At 67.9% G+C, this 17,762-nt stretch carries 13 protein-coding genes, 2 pseudogenes and 3 riboswitches; of the genes and pseudogenes, 6 read left to right on the forward strand and 9 right to left on the reverse strand.

What is annotated here, in order from left to right; genetic code table 11:
- Nucleotides 1-99 (reverse strand): annotated as a pseudogene (locus tag LI94_RS24355) (hypothetical protein); the annotation flags it as partial.
- On the opposite strand from LI94_RS24355, the pseudogene LI94_RS24360 reads away from it, so the two are divergent.
- Nucleotides 55-162 (forward strand): annotated as a pseudogene (locus tag LI94_RS24360) (hypothetical protein); the annotation flags it as partial. The pseudogenes LI94_RS24355 and LI94_RS24360 sit on opposite strands and share 45 nt — an antisense overlap.
- Nucleotides 163-223: 61 nt before the next feature.
- Here the strand turns inward: LI94_RS24360 and LI94_RS02660 are convergent.
- Complete coding sequence (locus LI94_RS02660) at nucleotides 224-643, reverse strand: DUF732 domain-containing protein (protein ID WP_051190228.1); 420 nt, start codon at nucleotides 641-643, stop codon at nucleotides 224-226.
- A 410-nt stretch (nucleotides 644-1,053) separates the two neighbouring features.
- Here LI94_RS02660 and LI94_RS02665 point away from each other — a divergent pair, with 410 nt between their 5' ends.
- Complete coding sequence (locus LI94_RS02665) at nucleotides 1,054-2,556, forward strand: PE-PPE domain-containing protein (RefSeq protein WP_036457621.1); 1,503 nt, start codon at nucleotides 1,054-1,056, stop codon at nucleotides 2,554-2,556.
- 36 nt (nucleotides 2,557-2,592) lie between these two features.
- Here LI94_RS02665 and LI94_RS02670 read toward each other — a convergent pair whose 3' ends face one another.
- From LI94_RS02670 to LI94_RS02685, 4 genes are all read right to left on the reverse strand, one after another.
- Entirely contained in the window at nucleotides 2,593-3,456 is an 864-nt protein-coding gene (locus LI94_RS02670) for a cyclopropane mycolic acid synthase family methyltransferase (RefSeq protein ID WP_024441983.1), read from the reverse strand.
- A gap of 115 nt (nucleotides 3,457-3,571) precedes the next feature.
- Nucleotides 3,572-4,324 (reverse strand): class I SAM-dependent methyltransferase, encoded by a 753-nt coding sequence (locus LI94_RS02675; protein WP_024441982.1) that lies wholly within the window; start codon nucleotides 4,322-4,324, stop codon nucleotides 3,572-3,574.
- Nucleotides 4,321-5,460, reverse strand: coding sequence for a homoserine O-acetyltransferase (locus LI94_RS02680; RefSeq protein ID WP_024441981.1), 1,140 nt, complete (start codon nucleotides 5,458-5,460; stop codon nucleotides 4,321-4,323). The genes LI94_RS02675 and LI94_RS02680 overlap by 4 nt, the downstream gene beginning before the upstream one ends.
- 11 nt (nucleotides 5,461-5,471) lie before the next feature.
- On the reverse strand, nucleotides 5,472-6,812 hold the full coding sequence (locus LI94_RS02685) for a bifunctional o-acetylhomoserine/o-acetylserine sulfhydrylase (protein ID WP_024441980.1): 1,341 nt from the start codon (nucleotides 6,810-6,812) through the stop codon (nucleotides 5,472-5,474).
- Nucleotides 6,813-6,951: 139 nt separating this feature from the next.
- Nucleotides 6,952-7,071, reverse strand: a riboswitch (SAM riboswitch).
- Nucleotides 7,072-7,213: 142 nt separating this feature from the next.
- Here LI94_RS02685 and LI94_RS02690 point away from each other — a divergent pair.
- The gene (locus LI94_RS02690; protein ID WP_046300218.1) at nucleotides 7,214-9,448 is read left to right on the forward strand and encodes an NADP-dependent isocitrate dehydrogenase; all 2,235 of its coding nucleotides are present in this window, start codon (nucleotides 7,214-7,216) and stop codon (nucleotides 9,446-9,448) included.
- Between the two features lie 25 nt (nucleotides 9,449-9,473).
- Here the strand turns inward: LI94_RS02690 and LI94_RS02695 are convergent, their stop codons facing one another.
- Nucleotides 9,474-11,150, reverse strand: coding sequence for a glycosyltransferase (locus LI94_RS02695; protein ID WP_052739857.1), 1,677 nt, complete (start codon nucleotides 11,148-11,150; stop codon nucleotides 9,474-9,476).
- A 47-nt stretch (nucleotides 11,151-11,197) separates the two neighbouring features.
- A riboswitch (cobalamin riboswitch) is annotated at nucleotides 11,198-11,384 on the forward strand.
- Nucleotides 11,385-11,415: 31 nt separating this feature from the next.
- Here LI94_RS02695 and LI94_RS02700 point away from each other — a divergent pair.
- The gene (locus tag LI94_RS02700; protein WP_024441977.1) at nucleotides 11,416-13,014 is read left to right on the forward strand and encodes a PPE family protein; all 1,599 of its coding nucleotides are present in this window, start codon (nucleotides 11,416-11,418) and stop codon (nucleotides 13,012-13,014) included.
- Here LI94_RS02700 and LI94_RS02705 read toward each other — a convergent pair.
- Entirely contained in the window at nucleotides 12,996-13,652 is a 657-nt protein-coding gene (locus LI94_RS02705; RefSeq protein ID WP_046300219.1) for a pyridoxamine 5'-phosphate oxidase family protein, read from the reverse strand. The genes LI94_RS02700 and LI94_RS02705 overlap by 19 nt on opposite strands.
- A gap of 40 nt (nucleotides 13,653-13,692) precedes the next feature.
- Here LI94_RS02705 and LI94_RS02710 point away from each other — a divergent pair, with 40 nt between their 5' ends.
- Together LI94_RS02710 and LI94_RS02715 are read left to right on the forward strand one after the other, a co-directional pair.
- Nucleotides 13,693-15,009 (forward strand): aminotransferase class I/II-fold pyridoxal phosphate-dependent enzyme, encoded by a 1,317-nt coding sequence (locus LI94_RS02710; protein WP_024441975.1) that lies wholly within the window; start codon nucleotides 13,693-13,695, stop codon nucleotides 15,007-15,009.
- Nucleotides 15,010-15,074: 65 nt separating this feature from the next.
- Nucleotides 15,075-15,191: riboswitch (cobalamin riboswitch) on the forward strand.
- Nucleotides 15,192-15,288: 97 nt separating this feature from the next.
- The gene (locus LI94_RS02715; RefSeq protein WP_046300220.1) at nucleotides 15,289-17,022 is read left to right on the forward strand and encodes a PPE family protein; all 1,734 of its coding nucleotides are present in this window, start codon (nucleotides 15,289-15,291) and stop codon (nucleotides 17,020-17,022) included.
- A gap of 152 nt (nucleotides 17,023-17,174) precedes the next feature.
- Here LI94_RS02715 and LI94_RS02720 read toward each other — a convergent pair whose 3' ends face one another.
- The gene (locus tag LI94_RS02720; RefSeq protein ID WP_024441973.1) at nucleotides 17,175-17,753 is read right to left on the reverse strand and encodes a hypothetical protein; all 579 of its coding nucleotides are present in this window, start codon (nucleotides 17,751-17,753) and stop codon (nucleotides 17,175-17,177) included.
- Between the last annotated feature and the right edge of the window lie 9 nt (nucleotides 17,754-17,762).

A 17,762-nucleotide genomic window follows, 5' to 3' on the forward strand; every position in this document is an offset into this window, starting at 1 on the left:
TCCGAATGCAAGCGCCACATTGTGGCCGCCGAATCCGAAGGAGTTGCTGATCGCGTACCGGTAGTCGCCGGTGATGCACGGGCCGGCGACTACCGGTACGCGATCAGCAACTCCTTCGGATTCGGCGGCCACAATGTGGCGCTTGCATTCGGAAAGTTCTAAAACGGGAGCCGTTTTGAGGTCTCCCGGTCAGCTGCCTCGAGCCTGGCGCCGTGTCACGCGGCTAGAACCCGGGGATAGCGGGAATGGCCGGGACTCCACCGGACAGGCCGGGAATGCCGACCGACATCCCCGGGATCTGCGGCAGATCCGGCACCTGTCCGCTGGCCAGCTGAGAGAGCATCTGGGGGCAGTAGATCTGCACGGCGATCTCGGTGAACATCTGCGCCATCTGGGGCGACATGCTGGGTCCGCCGCCCAGGCCCGCGACTGGGGCTGCCACCGACGCGGCGGTGCCGGCGGGTTCGGTCAGCATCGGGCACACGGATTGGCCCAGAGCAGCCGTTGCGGCGGGGTCACCGACCGGGACGCCGGCCCCGGCCAGATCGGACAGGAACGAGGTGTCTACCGGGCTTGCCTGCGCCGGTGCCGCCAATCCCGCGGTGGCGATCAGACCTACTAGGCCCGCCCCCGTCTTGCTCATGAAGCCTCGCATGCATCCCCCTCGTTATGGTCCGGCGCCGAGCGGAGCCCGGGATTTGTCCGAACGTTCTTGTTGAAATCCTGCATCAAAGCGGTAACACCGGCGAGTCGGCCGGGTCACGGTTTGCCTACGGCGCTATCTCGTCCCGGCCGATGACGCCATTTCGGGACGTTGAGCCGAGTCGAGGCTCAGGGCCGGGACCTGCCGGTCCAACCTTGGTGTTTCCTCTCCAAATCCGGACGGCTAGCAACATAAGTTGGATTATGGTCGTCGGCTCGGAGAAAAGCCCTGGTCGATGGAAGTTTCTACAGTAGAAAGTTTGAGTTATTCAGAGTTACTTCAGGATTTCATCATGTAAGCGTTACGGTGCTGCAAGGCAATAAGCCGTCCTGCGCCGGTCGGAGGTCGCCATGAAGGTAAGCCCCACGTTTCACACTCTGGGAGTTGCGGCAGTGGCCGCGACCAGCGCCGCCGCGGTGATCGCTGCACCGGTCATGACGCCGGCCATGGCGTCCGCGATCTCCGAGGCGCGCACGGTGACCGCCGAGGTGGCGCTGCTCGACAACGTCGCCCTGGTCATGGGTGGCACCGGAACCCCCATCCCGGGGACGTGGGACTTTCACTGGGCGGATCAATTCCTCTCCCACCTCGGGTACGACGGCTACACCATGCAGGGCGTGTTCACCCCCGAAGGCCTGTACCCGGGCACCGGGGTCAAGAGCCTGCCACTCGACACCTCGATCGATCAGGGTGTGCGGATGCTCGACGCGACGATTCGCGACCGCATCGCGGCCGGCGACCAGGTGGTGGTCTACGGCGTCTCGCAGAGCGCCGTCATCTCGTCTTTGGAGATGAACCAGCTGCTCAGCTCCGGCAATGCCCCCGACCCTGACCAGTTGTCGTTCGTCTTGATCGCCAATGAGATGTTCCCCAACGGTGGCCTGCTGTCGCGCTTCGCCATTCCCGAAGTCCCGCTGTACATCCCGTCGATGGGGATCGACTTCTACGGGGCCACCCCCGACACCCCCTACGCGACCGACATCTATATCGCCGAATACGACGGGTTCGCCGATTTCCCGCGCTATCCGTTGAACTTTCTGTCGACGCTCAATGCCGTGCTGGGGATCGCGCTGGTGCATGGCCCCGGCTACAGCCGGCCGGATTCCATGGACAGCGCACAGCTGTTGCTGGGATCCACCAACTACGACGGGCCGCTGACCCTGCCCGACGGCGCCTCGGCCGCCCTCAACACCGACTACTACATGATTCCGACGGAGATCCTTCCGCTGCTGCAGCCGCTGCTGGGAATCCCGGTACTGGGCGAGCCGCTGTATGACCTGCTGGAGCCCGTCACCCGGATCCTGGTGGACCTGGGCTACGGCAACGTCGACACCTACGTCGACGGCGTCTTGACCCATGGCGGCTGGGACCAGGGCCCGGCGAATGTGCTCACCACCTACGGCGTGTTCCCGGACATCGACATCATGACGCTGCTGAACTCGCTGTGGCAGGGCGCGCAGCATGGCTTCAACGACTTCATCTACGACCTCGGGCACCTGTCGCTGGGGAATCCGGCCGACGCACTCGGATCGCCGTTAGATTTCGCGCTGCCCAGTCTGCTCGACGTCGTCAACGCGTTCTCCAGTGCGGCCTCCACGCTGTATTCGGTGCTGCTGCCGACCGCGGACATCGTCAACGCCTTGCTGACCACCATGCCCGCCTACGACATCAGCATGTTCTTCAACGCATTCGGCAACGGCGACGACCTGCTGACCACCCTGACGAACGCCATCGGAATGCCGATCGCAGCCGACGCCGGACTGATCCCCACAGCCATCGGGTTCGAACTGATGAGCGTGATGAGCGCGTTCCCGTCGATCGCCGACGACTTTGCCGACTTGTTCAGCGCCTAGCGGTAATCGCCTTCGCCCGAAGGGCTTTGTCTGCGGCTACTTGGCCAAGGTGAACTGGTTGACGTCGAAGCGGCCTTCCCGGAACTCCCTGGCGCAGCCGGTCAGGTAACGCATGTAGCGCTCGTAGACCTCTGCGGACTGAAGCGCGATGGCCTCGCACTCGTGCGCTTCCAGCGCCTGCGCCCAGTGGTCCAGGGTCATGGCGTAGTGCTGCTGCAGTGACTGGATCCGGTTCACCGTGAACCCGGCCTTGACGGCGTGCTCTTTGACCAGCGCCACCGACGGCAGCTCGCCGCCGGGGAAGATCTCGGTCATCAGGAAGATCTGAAATGCCGCCAGGTCGTCCGTCAGCGGCATTCCGTACTCGACCATTTGTTGCGGGGACAAGCCGCAGATGGTGTGCAGCATCATCACCCCGTCGCTCGGCATCACCCGGTGGGCCATCGCAAAGAAGTCGTTGTAGCGGTCGTAGCCGAAGTGCTCGAACGCCCCGATCGACACGATCCGATCGACCGGCTCGTCGAACTCCTCCCAACCGGCCAGCAGCACTCGTCGGCTGCGTGGGGAGTCCATCGCGGCGAACATCGATTGCACGTGGACGGCCTGGTGCTTGCTCAGTGTCAGACCGACCACGTTGACGTCGTACCGTTCGATCGCCCGCGCCATGGTGGCGCCCCAACCGCAGCCCACGTCGAGCAGGGTCATGCCCGGGCGCAGGCCGAGCTTGCCGAGTGAAAGATCGATCTTGGCGAGTTGGGCTTCCTCCAGCGTCAAGTCGTAGCGCCGGAAGTAGGCACAGCTGTAGGTCTGGGTCGGGTCCAGGAAGAGCCGGAAGAAGTCATCCGACAGGTCGTAATGGGCTTGGACGTCAGCGAAATGTGGAGTCAGGCGGCGAGTCATATCGGTTGGCCCTTCGGACGGCCGGGGCCATGTCAGGTGCCAACCGTAGGGCCCCCTGGTTCCGGCCGACCGAAGCGGCATACCCACTGCCGGCCGGCATAAACACTTGCTGGCGCTAGGAATCCGAGCGCGTGGCCCGGGCGCACACCGTGATGTAGGGCAGTGCCAGTCCGGTGGACCCGACCAACGACGGATGGGTGGCCAGCAGGTTGCGAACCTGGTCCAGTGTCTTGGTGCGGACCGCGTCCGGTGAGGTGATGCAGTAGCTGCGGGAAGCGACCAGATCGATCACGGCCTGCGGCGTCAGGTAGTTGGTCCACTCCACCTGGTGGCTTTCGATATCGCCGAACGGCGCGGGCAGACTCACCCCGGCGTCGACCACGTCGCGGGCGTCCTCTCGGCCGATGATCGCGCCGAGTTCCTTTACCCAGCCCAGCCGTTCGTCGCGGGTGTTCCAGACCAGTCCCAGACGGCCGCCGGGCCGCAGCACCCTGACCAACTCGGGGATGGCCCGAGCGGGGTCGAACCAATGCCAGGCCTGGGCCACCAGCACCGCGTCGACGCTGTTGTCCGGCAGTGGGATCTGCTCAGCGGACCCGAGCAGCGCCGGGGTGTCCGGCAAGGCGCTGGCCAGCACCTCGAGCATTTCGGCGATCGGGTCTACCGCCACCACGTCCAGGCCGCGCTCCACCAGCCGGGCGGTGAGCTTGCCGGTGCCGGCGCCCAGGTCCAGGACGTCGCGGGCGCCCGGCGGCAGCAGCCAGTCGATCGCCTCCGGCGGGTAGGACGGACGGCCCCGCTCGTAGGCGGCGGCCTGCGACCCGAACGACAATGAGCGGTCGCGGCGGCCCTGCTCGGACGGGCTCACCGTCGGCGTTCCCGCGCCGAGCTCGCCAAGTCCAAGGTCTGGCGGATCAGCTCGCCGACTCGGGCGGTGTCCAGCAGGAAGCCGTCGTGTCCGCAGTCGGAGTCGAGCACCTGCAGTCCGTCGCAGCCGGGCAGCAGCTCGGCCAACTCGGCCTGCAACCGCAGCGGGTACAGCCGGTCCGAGGTGATCCCGGCGACCACCGCGGGAACCGGGCAACCACGCAACGCTGCGGCCACCCCACCGCGCCCGGCGCCCACGTCGTAGCTGGACAGCGAGTCGCTCAGGACCACGTAGCTGCCCGCGTCGAACCGCGACACCAGCTTGTCGCCCTGATGTTCCAGGTAGCTCTGCACCGCGTAGCGTCCACCGTCGGCCGGATCCTCCCCGTCCTGGGCAGCATTGGCGAATCGCAGGTCCAGCTCTGCCTCACCGCGGTAGGTCAGGTGCGCGATGCGCCGGGCGATGGCCAGGCCGGCGTCGGGACTGCGGCCGGTGCCGTGGTAGTCGCCGCCCTGCCAGTCCGGGTCGGCCTTGATGGCCGCGATCTGGGTGCTCTGGGTGCCGATCTGGTCGGCGGTGGCCCGGGCGCCGACAGCCAGCAGCAAGCCAGCGCCGACCTGATCCGGGTGGCCCACCATCCACTCCAGGCCGCGGGCGCCACCCATCGAACCGCCCAGCACGGCGGCCACCTCGGTGATACCCAGCGCGGACAGCGCGGCGATGTCAGCCTCGACCTGGTCGCGAATTGTGATGGCGGGAAACTTTGAGCCCCAAGGTTTCCCGTCGCGGGCCAGGGATCCCGGGCCGGTCGACCCGCGGCAGCCGCCCAACACATTGGTGGCCACCGCACACCAGCGGTCGGTGTCGATCGGAGCGCCGGGGCCGATCACCCCGTCCCACCAGCCCGGGGTGGGATGGCCCGGCCCGGCGGGCCCGGTGACGTGCGAATCCCCGGTCAGCGCATGCAGCACCATGACGACGTTGTCGCGCTGGGGCGACAGCTCGCCCCAGCGCTGAACGGCGATGTGGACGTCATCGAGCACCGCGCCGCTCTGCAGCGTCAGCGACCCGATGGCGACCACGCCGGTCTCTCCCTCGGCGGGCAGCAGCTGCCTGGACACGTCGGAGATCGTCACCGGGGACCGCCTCAACGGGCCGCCAGCGCCGACGAGTCGCCGAGCTGTGCCGAGGCCGCGGCGAAGCCGAGTTCGAGGTCGGCCAGGATGTCCGCGATGCCCTCGATGCCGACCGCCAGCCGCACCAGGCCCGGAGTGACACCGCTGGCCAGCTGCTCTTCGGCGCTGAGCTGGGCGTGCGTCGTCGACGCCGGGTGAATCACCAGCGAGCGCACGTCACCGATGTTGGCGACGTGGCTGTGCAGCTTCAGTGCGTTGACGAATGCCTTGCCCGCCTCGATACCGCCGGCGAGCTCGAACGACAGCACGCCGCCGACGCCCTTGGGCGCCAGTTGCTGGGCCCTTGCGTGCCACGGCGAGCTCGACAGGCCCGCGTAGTTGACACTCAGCACGTCATCGCGGGATTCCAGGAACTCCGCGACCCGCTGGGCGTTGGCGACGTGACGCTCGACCCGCAGACTCAATGTCTCCAGACCCTGGGCGATCAGGAAGGCGTTGAACGGCGAGACCGCCGAGCCCAGATCGCGCAGCAGCTGCACGCGGGCCTTCAGCGCGAACGCCGGCGCGCCCAGGTCGGCGAAGACCACCCCGTGGTAGCTCGGGTCGGGGGTGGTGAACCCCGGGTGGCGGCCCTGCGTCCAGTCGAAGTTCCCACCGTCGACGATCACGCCCGCGATCGCCGAGCCGTGGCCGCCCAGGTACTTGGTGGCCGAGTGCACCACGATGTCGGCACCGTGGGCCAGTGGCTGGATCAGGTAGGGGGTGGCCACGGTGTTGTCGACGATCAGCGGCACACCGTTGTCGTGGGCCACGCCCGACACACCCGGGATGTCCAGCACGTCGATCTTCGGGTTGGAGATGGTCTCGGCGAAGAAGGCCTTGGTGTTGGGCCGCGCCGCCGCCCGCCAGGACTCCAGGTCGTCGGGGTCTTCGACGAAGGTGGTCTCGATGCCCAGCTTGGCCAGCGAGTAGTGCAGCAGGTTGTAGGTGCCGCCGTACAGGCGCGGGCTGGACACGATGTGGTCGCCTGCGCCGGCGAGATTGAGGATCGCGAAGGTGGCCGCGGCTTGTCCGGAGGACACCAGCAGGGCGGCGACCCCGCCTTCGAGTGCGGCGATCCGCTGTTCGACGACGTCGGTCGTCGGGTTCATCAGCCGGGTGTAGATGTTGCCCGGCTCCTCCAGGCCGAACAGCTTGGCCGCGTGCTCGGTGTTGTTGAACGTGTAGGAGGTGGTCTGGTAGATCGGCAACGCTCGGGCGTTGGTGGCCGCGTCGGGTACCTGCCCCGCGTGGACCTGCTTGGTCTCGAACGACCAGTGCGAACTGGGGTCGATGTTGTTGTCGGCGGTCATTGCTGAATGGTTTCCTCGGTGTGTTGTCGCTGGGTGACGTGCGGATCAGGCGTGGGTTCAGCGACAACAGCAACGGGTGAGCGGGCGCAAGGAGGCACGCATCAGGTTCCCCTGTCTACTCGGGGGGCCCGTTGTGGCGGACCCGCGCTTGCCGCGTAGCCGATAGTGGCTACTCAACCCGGTCATCACCCGGGGCACCCCACCGCGGTTGGAGGGTTGCCGGCCAGCAAGCCGGGGCTTCGCGCTGGCACTCATGACCGTGACGCAGCCTATCGCATCCCATGGAGGTGTCGCCACCTGCTCACCGGCGGCGAGCGCCGCGGAGCGGTGCGCGATACTGATGCCGCCGTGTACAACGCGGGACAATCGAACACCTCAGACCTGACGCCGGGAGAACAGCCATGTGCGCCGACCAGCCGACCATCATCTACACGCTGACCGACGAGGCGCCGCTGTTGGCGACGTACTCGTTTCTGCCGATCGTGCAGGCCTTCACCGGGCCCGCGGGTATCGACGTCCAAGCCAGTGACATCTCGCTTGCGGCCCGCATCCTGGCCGCATTCCCGGACTGTCTGACCGAAGACCAGCGAGTGCCGGACAACCTTGCCGAACTCGGCCGGCTGACCCAGCTGCCCGACACCACGATCATCAAGCTGCCCAACATCAGCGCCTCGGTGCCGCAGCTGGTCTCCGCCATCAAGGAGCTGCAGGGCAAGGGCTACAAATTGCCCGACTACCCCGAGGACCCCAAGACCGACGCTGAGCGCGACATTCACGACCGCTACGCGAAGTGCCTGGGCAGTGCGGTGAACCCGGTACTGCGGGAAGGCAACTCAGACCGTCGCGCGCCCAAGGCGGTCAAGGAGTACGCGCGCAAGCACCCGCACAGCATGGGCGAGTGGTCACAGGCCTCGCGCACTCATGTGGCGACGATGCGCCACGGCGACTTCTATCACGGTGAGAAGTCGATGACGCTGGACCGCGACCGCGACGTCAAGATGCAGCTGACGACCAAGAGCGGCAAGACGATGGTGCTCAAGGAGAAGGTGTCGCTGCTCAGCGGCACGGTCATCGACTCGATGTTCATGAGCGTGCGCGCGCTGCGCGAGTTCTACGAGGAGCAGATGGAGGACGCCCGCAAGACCGGTGTGATGTTCTCCCTGCACGTCAAGGCGACCATGATGAAGGTCAGCCACCCGATCGTGTTCGGCCATGCCATCAAGGTGTTCTACAAGGACGCATTCGCCAAGCACCAGAAGCTCTTCGACGACTTGGGCGTCAATGTCAACAACGGTCTGGTCGACCTCTACAACAAGATCGAGACCCTGCCGGCCTCCCAGCGTGAGGAGGTCATCGAGGATATGCACGCCTGCCACGAGCACCGCCCCGAACTGGCGATGGTGGACTCGGCCAACGGCATCACCAACTTCCACTCGCCCTCGGATGTGATCGTCGACGCCTCGATGCCGGCGATGATCCGGGCCGGCGGCAAGATGTACGGCGCCGACGGACGGCAGAAGGACACCAAGGCCGTCAACCCCGAGTCGACGTTCGCGCGGATCTACCAGGAGCTGATCAACTTCTGCAAGACCCACGGCCAGTTCGACCCGGCCACCATGGGCACCGTCCCCAATGTCGGGTTGATGGCGCAGAAGGCCGAGGAGTACGGCAGCCACGACAAGACGTTCGAGGTCCCCGAATCCGGCGTCGCCGACATCGTGGACCTGGCCACCGGTGAGGTGCTGCTGACCCAGAAGGTGGAGGCCGGCGACATCTGGCGGCTGTGCACGGTCACCGACGCGGCCATCCAGGACTGGGTGAAGCTGGCCGTCCAGCGGGCACGGGCGTCGGGCATGACCGTGGTGTTCTGGCTGGACACCGAGCGGCCGCACGAGGCGGAGCTGCGCAAGAAGGTCAAGGCCTACCTGGCGGACTACGACACCGAGGGCCTGGAGATCCAGATCATGCCGCAGGTGTGGGCCATGCGGTACACCCTGGAGCGGCTGATCCGCGGTCAGGACACCATCGCCGCCACCGGCAACATCCTGCGCGACTACCTCACCGATCTGTTCCCGATCCTGGAGCTGGGCACCAGCGCCAAGATGCTGTCGATCGTGCCGTTGATGGCCGGCGGCGGGATGTACGAGACCGGCGCGGGCGGTTCCGCCCCCAAGCACGTCAAGCAGCTGGTGGAGGAGAACCACCTGCGCTGGGACTCGCTCGGTGAGTTCCTGGCGCTGGGCGCCAGCTTCGACGACCTGGGTGCCAAGACCGGCAACGTCCACGCCAAAATCTTGGGAAAGACTCTCGACTCCGCTATCGGCAAGCTGCTGGACGCCAACAAGAGTCCGTCGCGCAAGACCGGCGAGCTCGACAACCGCGGCAGCCAGTTCTACCTCGCCAAGTACTGGGCCGAAGAGCTTGCTGCCCAGACCGAGGACCCCGAACTGGCCAAGCATTTCGCCGCCCTGTCGGACACCCTGGACAAGAATGAGGACGCCATCCTCAATGAGCTGAACGTGGTGCAGGGCAAGGCGGTGGACATCGGCGGCTACTACGCGCCGGACCACGACCTGACGTCGGCGGTCATGCGGCCCAGCCGGACGCTCAACGCAGCGATCGACGCCAAGGACTGACTCGGCAGCCGAACTGCCGGCGGGCTCACTCCAGGATGCAGAGGACCTCGTCGAGGGTGGCGGTGCCGTCCACGTGGCCCAGTCGTGTGGTGTCGAACATCGCCGGGCCGGTGGCAGCACGGTCGGTCAGCAGGTAGCGGCCGGTATCGGGGGAGCGACGCACAGTGTCCTCGGCGGCGCAGGTGCCGGTCAGCTTTACCGCGTCGGTGAAGTTGATGCCGATCTGGAACACCTGCGGTTCGGCGTGCAGTCCGCCGGTCAGTCGGGTGATGAGGTTCTCCGGGGCAAAGAACCGCCAGCCGGAGTCCAGCCGCAACCAGTAGCGGCCACCGATCCCGGCACTGATCTCCGTACCCGGATCGGTGAACTCCAGAAAGGGATACCGCTGCGCCAGCAGCACCCGATCTTCGGCTGTCAGGCCGGTGTCGATGGCCAGGAAGCGTCCGACGCGCGCCACGTCCAGGCAGCAGTTCAGGAACGAGTTCAGGGTCTGCTCGGTGCGGGCTCGATCGGACCCGGTGCGCAGGCTGACCGTCACCTCAGCCTCGGGCGGCCCGGCCGCCAGGGTGTGCACCACCGCTTCGGGGTAGCTCGAGGCTGCCTCAAGCATGGCCGGAACCGAAAAGTCTCGGTTGGATTCGATGCGCTGCCGTTCGTCGTCGGGAACGTCGGTGCGCGCCACCAGGCGCCGGCACAGCGTGAACGCTTCGTCGTGGTTGCCCAGCCACGACGCGCACACCGCGCGCTCGTCGGTCGCGCGGAAGTTGTAGACCCCCGCATCGACCCAAAGGTTGTCGTCGGGCATCGGGATCTGCTCGGCTTGCCTGGCGAAGAGGTGACCGAGCTGGTAGCGCCCCGCGGAGCGGTAGGCGAACGCGAGGCAATACAGCGGTTCGGCACGGGTCGGCCGAAACTCCCAGGCCCGTAGGTAGGCGGCCTGCACTTCCGGCCACGGTTCGCCGAGCACCTCCATGGCGCCGGCTTTGCGGTACAGCGAGAAGTAGACCTCTTCGTCGTAGCCCCCCATTTGAGTCCGCCGTTCGTACCAGGGGACTGCGGCGGCGTAATCCTCCAGATCGAAGCAACTCTGCGCCAGATAAAAGACCGACCGCGAGTCCTCGGGATTGCGTTCGACCTCGGCCAGTAGGAGATCCCGGTCGCGGGCGTACTTCTGCGGGTCCAGGTTGCGGGCGCCCAGCCGCCGCGATTCGATGGCGAAGTCGCGGTCGAGGCGGGAAATGACGTGGTCTTCATCGCATTCGACGTACTCGTGGACCACACCCACGTAGCGCACCGGCAGCCCGTCGCGGAACAGCTGCGGGCGCCAGCCTCTGACGGCTTCCTGCCGGATCCGCAGCTCGTAGATATCGGCGTCCAGGCCGGTGAAATCGGGTGTGCCCACGATCGTGTCGTCGGCGTCGATCACCAGGATGTAGTCGCAGCGGCCCTGCGCCAGGGTCAGTGCCTCGGTGCGGTTGTGCCCGAAGTTGCGCCAGGGCCGTTCGTAGAGCTCGCCCGGAATGCCCAGGGCCGCCATGTGGTCGCGGATCACCTGCTGGGTTCCGTCCTGGGAGCCGGTGTCGACGATCACCCACGCACTGATGTAGGGCGCGGTGGCGCTCAGCACCTCCGCAATGATGTGGGCCTCGTCGCGCACGATCATGTTCAGGCAGATCGTGGGGGTGTTCACCGGATCGGACACGGTCGGCAGATTACCCGGTGCCTGGGGGGCTGGATTTCGCAGTCGGCGGTGGTCAGGGAGTCCGGCGTGCGACAATTCGCTGGTAAGGCGATGACGATGTAGGAATCCGGTGTGAATCCGGCGGTTCAGCCGAAGCTGGGACCGCCGCTTCAATTCCGGAGCGGTCCCGCCACTGTCATCGGGGGAGTGACCTCACCCGAGAGCCAGACACTCACGTCGTCGCAACCTCCGATTCGGGGCGGGTAACCCGAGAGAGCTGACGACCGTGACCGCGCCGATCTGGATCGCGTCTCCACCCGAAGTCCACTCGACATTGCTGTCGGCGGGCCCCGGGGCTGGTCCGCTGTTGGCGTCGGCTGCCGCATGGAGCACGCTGAGCGCCGAATACAGTGCGGTCGCCGACGAGTTGACGGCACTGCTGGGGGCAGTGCAGGCCGGGGCGTGGCAGGGTCCCAGCGCCGAAGCGTATGTCGCGGCGAATCTGCCGTATCTGGCGTGGCTGATCCAGGCCGGGGTCGTCAGCGCCCTGACCGCCACCGCCCAGCAGGCCGCGGCCGCCGCCTACAGCACCGCACTGGCCGCGATGCCGACGCTGGGTGAGCTCGCGGCCAACCACGCCACCCACGCGGTGCTGGTGGCCACCAACTTCTTCGGTGTCAACACCATCCCGATCACGCTCAATGAGGCCGACTACGGCCGGATGTGGCTGCAGGCCACCACCGTGATGACCACCTATCAGGCCGCCTCGGGCACCGCGGTGGCGTCGAGCCCGCAGACGTCGGCAGCGCCACAGATCGTCAAGGCGCAGTCCGCGGACGCCAGCCAGCCGCAGCTCCCGCCCGATCGACAGAACGAGATCATGGAATGGCTGCAGAACAGCGGCTACACCGACTTCTACAACAATGTGCTGCAGCCGATGATCGACGAGCTGGCGGCCAACCCGTTCTTCCAGTCGCTATTCGGCGGGTTCGATCCCTGGCTGCCGATACTGGGCAACCCGCTGAGCTTTCTGAGTCCCTACAACCTCGCGTTCGCGATCGGCTATCCGATGGACTTCGGCTCATTCGCCGCCTACCTGTCGCAGACCTTCGCCTTCATCGGCGCCGACATCGCGGCGGCGTTCGCCTCCGGTAACCCCAGCACCATCGCGTTCACGCTGATGTTCACCGCAGTGGAAGCGGTCGGCACGATCATCACCGACGTGGTTGCGCTGCTCAAGACGCTGCTGGAGCAGGCTCTGGTGCTGATTCCGGTTGTGCTGCCGATGCTGACCGCCGCATTGGCGCCACTGGCCGCGGCGCCTTTGGCCGGATTGGCGGGGTTGTCCGGCCTGGCTGCGCTGCATGCGGTTCCGGTTCCGGTGGTTCCGGTCATGCCCCCGCCGTTCGCCGGCCTGACGGTCGCTCCGACGCCGCCGGTTCCCGCTCCGGCCCCGGCCCCCGCTCCGGCGCCCGCTCTTGCACCGCCGCCGCCCGCAGCGCCGCCGGCGCTCCCTCCGCCGCCCGCACCACCGCTGACCCCGGGGGACAGTCTGGCCGCGATGTATCTGGTCGCCGGCGCGAGCCAGCAGGCCCGTCGGGCCGCGGGCACCAGTGCTCGCCGACGCAAGGCCGCGGAGCCCGAGGCCGCCGCGGCGCCGGTGGACGCCGTGGTCGCCGAGGAGAAGGTCAAGGCCCGCCGGCGGCGGCGCGCAAAGGCCGACATGCTCGGCCGCGGGTACGAATACATGGACTTGGACGACGCCTCGGATGCCGTGCTGCCGAGTGGACTCACTGCCCTGGCGGCCGACGCCTTCGGCGGCGGTGCCACCACTCCGATGACGCCGGGCACCTGGATGCCGGAGTATCAGCGCGGTCTGCGGTAAGACTCCAGGTAAGACGGCAGCGCGATCGCCGGGTCGAGGTCGGCGGCCGGTTCCGGGCGTCCGGCGACCATTCGCAGCGGGACCACTCCCGCCCAGTACGGCAGAGTGACGTCCTCGGGTTCGTCGTTGGGGCCGCCGTCGCGCACCGAGGCGGACACCTTCACCAGGTCGAGCGCCAGCACCGCAGTGGCCGCCAGTTCCCGGCGGTTGGGCGGCCGGGCGTCGGCGGCCCGGCCGGGTGCGACGTGATCGAGCAGTGCGTCGAGCCCGAGCCGCTTCTCGGCCTCGTCATCGACCAGGCGGGCGGCGCCGATGACGACCACCGAGCGGTAGGCCATCGAATGGTGCAGCGCCGAGCGGGCCAGCACCAGCCCGTCGACCAGGGTGGCGGTGACGCAGACCGGCAGACCGCCCGGGCCGGCCGCCAGCACCGGGCCGCTGCCGGTGGAGCCGTGCAGATACAGCGTCTCGTCGACCCGCGCGTGCGTGGTCGGCAGCACCACCGGATGGCCGTCGCGGGCGTATCCCAGGTGACAGATCAGCGCCTCGTCCAGGATGCGGCGCACGGTGTCGCGGTCGTAGCGGGCCCGTTCCCGATACCGGGTGGGGGTGGTCTGGGGTGTCGGTGCGTAGGACACGGGGTTGCCTCCATCGCTGTACTAGTGCAATATAGGAGATGTGCCAGTACAATATAGCATTGCCGGTGGGGGGGCCGAGGCCATCGCGGCGAGCGTCGAGGAGGGCATCGCGCGCGGCGCGTTGGCGCCCGGGGCCGCACTGCCGCCGATCCGCGGGCTGGCCCAGCAGCTCGGGGTGAACCCGAACACCGTCGCCGCCGCCTACCGGCTGTTGCGCGACCGCGGCGCGGTCGAAAGCTCCGGTCGCCGTGGCACCCGGGTGCGTGATCGGCCGGCGACCACACCGCGCTCGCTGCGCGGGCTGGCCGTGCCGCCGGGCGTGCGGGATCTGTCGACCGGAAACCCCAACCCGGCGCTGTTGCCCGCTATCGCCGCTGTGCCGGCGCGCCCCGGACCGGTGGTGCTCTACGGGCATCCGCCGATCGCGTCGGCACTGGCTGAGCATGCCGCGGCCGAGCTGGCCGCCGACGGTGTACCGGCCGACCACCTCGCGGTCACCTCCGGGGCCCTGGACGGAATCGAGCGGGTGCTCAGCGCCCACCTGCGTCCCGGTGACCGGGTGGCCGTCGAAGATCCGGGGTGGCCCAACCTGCTCGATCTGCTCGGCGCGCTGGGGCTGACACCGGAGCCGGTCGGAGTCGATGACGACGGCCCGCTGCCTGCCGACCTGGCCCGGGCGCTGCAACGGGGGGTGCGTGCTGTGGTGGTGACAAGTCGCGCCCAAAATCCGACCGGCGCAGCCGTTTCGGCGGAGCGAGCAGATGCCCTAGGGGCATTGCTGGCAGATTCGGAGGTGCTACTGGTCGAAGACGACCACGGGGCGGCGATCGCCGGGGTGCCGTTGCATCCGCTGGCGGGCGTGAGCCGGCACTGGGCGTTCATTCGGTCGGCGGCCAAGGCGTATGGCCCGGATCTGCGGCTGGCGGTGCTGGCCGGTGACCAGCGCACCGTCGAACGGGTGCAGGGTCGCCAGCGGCTGGGACCGGGCTGGGTCAGCCACCTGCTGCAGAACCTGGCTGTCGAGCTGTGGCGCGACGACGCAGCGACGCGGCGGGTGGCCGAGGCCGAAGCCGCCTACCGCGCGGCCCGCCTCGGGCTGTGCGCGGCGCTGGCCGACCGGGGCGTGATCGCGCACGGCCGGTCCGGGCTCAACGTATGGATCCCGGTGCCCGACGAGGCGGTGGCGATGACGGCGTTGTTCGCCGCAGGCTGGGCCGCGGCCCCGGGGGCGCGGTTCCGGATTCGGGCCACTGCGGGCCTGCGGGTGACCATCGCCGAGCTGGCCCCCGCCGACGTCGACGCGCTGGCCGACGCGGTCGCCGCTGCAGTGCGCGGCCCAGGCCGGGCCAGCGTGTAGTCGCGCTTTCCGGGCGTTGCGCGCCGTAGCGTGCGATAATGCCCCGGTACGGCAACGATGGTGCAGGAAGCCGGTGTGAATCCGGCACGGTCCCGCCACTGTGATCGGGGAGCGACCCTCAACTGCCACGGCTCTGATGGAGCTGGAAGGCGAGGCGAGCGTTGATCCGAGAGTCAGGACACTCACATCGTCGCATCCTGCGACCCGGGGCGGTGTACCCCGAGAGAGCTGACAAACCCCCATGTTGCGCCCTTTTCGGGTGGCATCCGGCGGTGCGCGATGACTGCACCGATCTGGATGGCCTCTCCGCCAGAAGTACATTCAACGTCACTGTCGGCCGGCCCCGGGGCCGGACCACTATTGTCATCGGCTGCGGCGTGGAGCGCGTTGAGCACTGAATACGCCGCGATCGCCGATGAGTTGACGGCGGTGCTGGGTGCGGTGCAGGCCGGCGCGTGGCAGGGGCCGTCCGCCGAGGCGTTCGTGGCCGCCAACGCCCCCTATCTGGCCTGGCTGCTGCGTGCCGTCACCAACAGTGCCGCCACCGCGGCGCAGCAGGAGACGGCGGCCGCGGGCTACACCGCCGCGCTCGCGGCGATGCCGACCATGGCTGAGCTGGTCGCCAACCATGTGACCCACGCGGTGTTGGTGGGCACGAATTTCTTTGGTGTCAACACGATTCCGATCGCGCTGAACGAGGCCGACTACGCGCGGATGTGGGCGCAGGCCGCAGCCGTGATGACCGTCTATCAGGCGGTAGCCGGCGCGGCGGTCGCGACCGCCGCGGCGGCCCAGACCGAGCCGGCGCCGATGGTGCTCAAGACGCCCGGCAGCGCGGCGGACACCGCGCCGGATCCACCGCAGTGGTTCCTGGACTTCGCCAAATGGCTCGAAAGCCTGGTGCCCAGCCCGCCCTATCCCGACAGCAGCCAGTACCCGCTGTACGTCGAGTTGCAGGAGTTCTTTGCCAAGATCGGCTACACCGGTCTCGGCGATCCGTTCGCAGACTTCTTTGCCAGCCTGCAGGCCGGCTCGCCGCTGTTGCCGCCGTGGCCGGTTCCCGGTTCCTGGCTGGGTTGGACCGGCAACCCGTTCAGCTTCTTCAACCCCGCCAGTTTGGCCTATGTCTTCTCGGTGCCGCTGGACCCCGGCTCCTACTTCGCGTTCACCAGCATCGTGATCATCGACGACGTGATCGCGATGATGTACACGGCGCTGTTCAATCCCCAGGCGCTGGGTGTGGTGGTGCCGTTGGCGATGGTCGAGATCGTCACGTCCACCATCGGCAACACCATTCAGGCGCTGAACTATCTGATCACCCAGACGGCGTTGCTGCCGGCGCTGGCCGCCACGATGGCCGGCACGACCGTGCTCGGATCTGCGGGAGTGATCGGCGGTCTGGGTATCGGGGCGATGGCACATCATGCGTTGGCCGCTGCGGTGCCGCCGCCTCCTGCGCCCCCGCCGGGACTGGCGATGGCTTCGCCGCCGGCACCGGCTCCCGCTCCGGCTCCTGCTCCGGCTCCCGCGCCCGCCCCTGCGCCGGCACCGGCAGCAGCTGCCCCACCGCCGCCCGGAGCGCCGCCGCCGACTCCGGCGGGACCGCCGTCGGTCACCATGCCCGCCTACATGTACATGGTCGGCGGCTTGGACATGGGCGCTCATCGAGGCTCAGGCACCAGCTCGCGTAAGAAGGCGGCGCCGAAGCCGGACAGTGCGGCGGCGCCCGTGGAGGAATCGGCGGAGCAGAAGGCCCCGCAGCGCCGTCGGCGTAAGGCCAAGGTCGGCATGCTCGGCCGCGGCTATGAGTATATGGACTTGGAGCCGGAGCCGAGGGAACTTGCGGGGGCGGTCGCTTCGAGTAGAGGCGTCGGTTCGCACGGCTTCGCCGGTGGGACCCATCGGGTGGCCAGTGCGCGCCCGAGCGGGCTGACCGCCCTGGCCGACAACGGGTTCGGCGGTGGGGCGATCAGCCCGATGATGCCCAACACCTGGCCGGCAGAGCCGGACTAGCCGGACCGGCGGCGTTGCAATTGCAGCCAGGGCTGTGCCCGCCCTCCGCGCACAGCCCTGGCTGCAAAATCAACTGCTCCTAGGTGCCTGGTCTCGCTAACCGCCGGGTTTGTTGCGGCGGTCCAGCTTCGGCTCTCCTTCGTCGAGTCTCGCTAACCGCCGCAGCGGATCCGGTTCCCGCCGCGGTCCAGCGGGTCCGGCCCCAGGCCCAGGTACTTCTCGCGCAGCTTGTCCCACAACTCCAGCTGACCCCACTCGGGCTCGTCGCGCATCTGCTGGTCGTTGGTGAGGAACGGGTTCGGCAGCATCACGGTCATCATCTGCTCGTCGCGCCCGTTGAACAGGCGCACGCCCCACGACTGGGGGTTGCCGTCCTTGCCGATGCGCCGGTACAGCTCGGCGCGGGTGCATCTCCGAATGCGGCCCAGCTCGTTTCCGCTGGCCCGGTGCTTGCCGATGCACAGGTGAAAGTGCCAGCGGCCGAAGTCGATGGTGGCGTAGCCGTCGAGCATGCCGATCTTGCGCGGCGCGTTGGGTGCGGCCACTTCCCAGGCCGCGCCTTCCATGATGATGCCGAACCAGATCTCGTTCCAGTACTCGTCGAAGCACAGGTGCAGCAGATCCAGCAGGCTCTGCTGATCGGTCGGCAGCGGCCAGCGTTGTTCGCGACCGCGGTCTTCGGTGTCGACGATCGGGGGATCGGCGACGACGGTGCCGGTGCTCTCGGTCATGGGAATCCC

It is taken from the genome of Mycobacterium sp. UM_Kg27, from assembly GCF_000972905.1.
Taxonomy (GTDB): Bacteria; Actinomycetota; Actinomycetes; order Mycobacteriales; family Mycobacteriaceae; genus Mycobacterium.